The organism is Methylobacterium sp. NPDC080182 (assembly GCF_050281105.1).
In the GTDB taxonomy this organism is placed as follows: Bacteria; Pseudomonadota; Alphaproteobacteria; order Rhizobiales; family Beijerinckiaceae; genus Methylobacterium.
Genome location: NZ_JBNNWO010000058.1, coordinates 1 through 3,096, shown reverse-complemented (window position 1 = coordinate 3,096; position 3,096 = coordinate 1). Strand labels below are relative to the sequence as shown.

Genomic DNA, 3,096 nt, shown 5'->3' with positions numbered 1-3,096 from the left:
AGCTGTTCCGCTGGCGCAAGTTGCTGTTCGAGCGTGTCGGCGCTCCCACGCCAGCGCTGGTCCCCGTTGTGATCACTCCCACGTTCACCGCAATGACGGTCGAGCCTGGTCGGGCGCACAACCGCGGCCGTTGTTCCGGCGGGGTGATCGAGATCGATCTCGGCAGAGGCCGCCGCGTTCGGGTCGGATCCGACGTCGATGCCGCGGCGCTTCGGCGGGTGATCAGGCGGCCTGAGCACCAGCGGCGACCGGCGACCAGTTCCGGGGCAGAAGTTCGGCCAAGTGTTTGGCTGGATGGTCGGCGAGGCGGGTGAGCACGTCGCGCAGGTAGGCTTCCGGATCGAGCCGGTTGAGCTTGGCCGTCTCGATCAGCGTGTAGAACGCCGCGGCTCGCTCGGCGCCGCGCGCCGAGCCAGCGAACAGGTAGTTCTTGCGCCCGATCGCGACGGACCGCAGCGCCCGCTCGGCCGGGTTGTTGTCGAGCGCGATCCGCCCGTCGTCGAAGACGCGGGTCAGCGCTGTCCAGCGCACCAGCATGTAGCGGAACGCCTTGGCGAGATCGGAGCCGCCGGAGAGCTGCGGCAGGATCGTCTCGGCCCAGGCCTTCAGGGCCGCTGCGAGCGGTTAGGATCGGGCCTGGCGCTGCCGCAGGCGCTCGTCGGGTGGCTTGCCGCTGACGCAGCGCTCTACCTCGTAGATCGCGCCGATCCGTTCCAGAGCCTTGAAGGCGACCGCCGAACCGGTCCTGGCATGACCGTCGAAGAACTTGCGCCGGGTGTGCGCCCAGCGTACGCCTGCGGTGAAGGCCGCGGTCGTTCTCCCGATGGGGTGTCAGGCAGCGATCGGCCTGGGCTGATGTTGGGACCAGTTCCACGGCAACAGATCGTCGATGTGCCGGGCCGGATAGTCGGGCAGACGGCTGAGCACATCAGCGAGCCAGGCCTGCGCATCGATGCCGTTGAGCTTGGCGGTCTCGATCAGCGTGTAGAGGGCGGCCGCGCGATGGCCGCCGGCATCCGAGCCGGCGAAGGTCCAGTTGCGGCGGCCTACCGCAATCGGCCGGATCGCCCGTTCGGCGGCGTTGTTCGACAGGCAGGCACGCCCGTCGTCGAGGAAAAGGATGAAGGCGCTCCAGCGCTTGAGCATGTAGTCAATCGCTTGCGCCACCGGAGCCTTGGCGGAGAGCTTGGCGCGGTTCTCCCGTAGCCACGCTTCCAACTCGGCGACGAGGGTGGCCGAGCGGGTGCGACGGTGCGCGCGGCGTTCATCGGCGGCAAGACCGTTGGTGGCGCGCTCGGTGGCGAAGATCGCATCGATCCGCGCCACCGCCTCGATCGCGATCGGAGCCTTCCTGAGCTCGGCCAGCTCGAAGAACTTGCGTCGGGCATGCGCCCAGCAGGCCGCCTCGCGCAGCGGGCCTGGTTTGCGGCCGGGTTCGTACAGCCGACCGAACCCGGAGAAGGCATCCGCCTGCACGATGCCGTGGAAGTCGCCCAGCCAAGTCTCGGCATACGCGCCGGAGCGGTCGGGGGAGTAGAAGTAGGCTGCAGCCGGCGGCTCGGGGCCGCCGAAGGGACGGTCGTCACGCACCACCGTCCAGAGCCGGCCCGTGCGGGTCTTGCCCTTGGCCAGGACCGGGACGGGCGTGTCGTCGAGATGCAGGCGCTCAGCCCCTCGAACATGGGCCTCGATCCGGGTGACCAGGGGCGACAGGGCGGTGGTCACCGCTCCGACCCAGCCGGCCAGCGTCGAGACGTCGATCGGTACGCCCTCGTGGGCGAAGCGCTGGCTCTGGCGATGCAGCGGCAGGTGCAGGCCGAACTTGGCCATCATCACCTCGGCCAGAAGGTTCGGGCCCGCGCGTCCGCGCGGGATCGGATGGAACGGGGCCGGAGCCTGCGCGATCGTCTCGCAGTCGCTGCACGAGAAGCGCTCGCGTACGTGCTGGATCACGACCCAGCGCGCCGGGATCCGCTCCAGGGTCTCGGTGACGTCCTCGCCGAGGTGACGAAGGCGCGCTCCGCCGCAACAGGCGCAGGTCGTCGGGCCGGGATGGACGACGCGCTCGCGCGGCAGGTGCTCGGGCAGAGGCCGGCGGGCGGGCTTGCGCCGCGAGGAGGCCGCACCGGAGAGCGCTTCGGGCTCGGCGGCCGCCTGCGCTTGGGTCTCGGCCAGCGTCTCCTCCAGATCCTCCAGGACGAGTTCGAGCTGGTCGATCCGGGCGCTGCGCTCCGAGGAGGTCCCGAACCGTTCTCGCCGCAGCCGGGCGACCTCCAGCTTCAGCCGTTCGACCGCGATCTCCGAGGCGAGCCGGGCCGCCCGCTCGGCCAGGATCATGGCATGGGCGGCGGCAAGATCCGTGGGAAGCGGCGGGGGCTCGGGCGCGTTCGGCACGCTTGAGAGAAGAGCATATTCTTCAAGCGCTGTAACGCGTTATCCTCAGCCGAGAGCGCTCGGACGCCAGCTCTCCTGCGGCATCCGCCAGTCGATCCCCGAGAGCAGGTAGCCGAGTTGCGCCGTCGAGATCGTCACGGCTCCGTCCGCCACCGAGGGCCACAGGAAACGGCCGCGGTCGAGCCGCTTCGTGTAGAGGCACGCGCCCTGGCCATCGTGCCAGATCACCTTGATCAGGTCGCCGCGCCGTCCGCGGAACACGAACAGATGCCCGCCATGGGGATCGCGTTTGAGCGTCTCCTGGACGATCAGGCCGAGACTGGAAAAGCCCTTGCGCATGTCGGTGTGGCCGGTGGCCAGCCACACCCGCACGTTGGCCGGCAGCGGGATCATCGGCCCTCCAGGGCGTCGAGCACCCGCCGAAGCGCCGCGGCATCGACGTCGGAGCCGACCCGAACGCGCCGGCCTCTGCCGAGATCGATCTCGATCACTCCGCCGGAGCGACGGCCGCGGTTGTGCGCTCGACCAGGCTCGACCGTCATCGCGGCGGACGTGGGAGTGATCACGACGGGGACCAGCGCTGGCGTGGGAGCACCGACACGCTCGCACAGCAACTTGCGCCAGCGGAACAGCTGACTGACGTGGAGACCGGCCCGGCGGGCGACATCCGAGGTCGACACACCCGGTTCAAACGAAGCGGCG

The 3,096-nt window shown here is 69.9% G+C and carries 4 protein-coding genes and 1 pseudogene; all 5 read right to left on the bottom strand.

Features of this window, described 5'->3' with window-relative positions; translation table 11 throughout:
• A partial coding sequence (locus tag ACQKQD_RS34065; protein WP_427510995.1) for a hypothetical protein occupies positions 1–239 on the bottom strand: 239 nt, incomplete at its 3' end.
• A pseudogene (locus tag ACQKQD_RS34060) lies at positions 223–783 on the bottom strand (IS66 family transposase); the annotation flags it as partial. The pseudogene ACQKQD_RS34060 and the gene ACQKQD_RS34065, both read right to left, overlap by 17 nt.
• Positions 784–831: 48 nt before the next feature.
• The gene (gene tnpC / locus ACQKQD_RS34055; protein ID WP_427510996.1) at positions 832–2,337 is read right to left on the bottom strand and encodes an IS66 family transposase; all 1,506 of its coding nucleotides are present in this window, start codon (positions 2,335–2,337) and stop codon (positions 832–834) included.
• A 102-nt stretch (positions 2,338–2,439) separates the two neighbouring features.
• Positions 2,440–2,787 carry an IS66 family insertion sequence element accessory protein TnpB gene (gene tnpB / locus ACQKQD_RS34050; RefSeq protein ID WP_024827170.1) on the bottom strand — a complete coding sequence of 116 codons (348 nt, stop codon included), beginning with the start codon at positions 2,785–2,787 and terminating at the stop codon, positions 2,440–2,442.
• On the bottom strand, positions 2,784–3,096 hold a 313-nt coding region (tnpA, locus tag ACQKQD_RS34045; protein ID WP_427510994.1), incomplete at its 5' end, for an IS66-like element accessory protein TnpA. The genes tnpB and tnpA, both read right to left, overlap by 4 nt.

What these genes read in the sequence shown, in the direction of transcription:
- tnpC (WP_427510996.1), bottom strand. Translation starts at nt 2,337, where the DNA reads ATGATCCTGGCCGAGCGGGCGGCCCGGCTCGCCTCGGAGATCGCGGTC.
- tnpB (WP_024827170.1), bottom strand. Translation starts at nt 2,787, where the DNA reads ATGATCCCGCTGCCGGCCAACGTGCGGGTGTGGCTGGCCACCGGCCAC.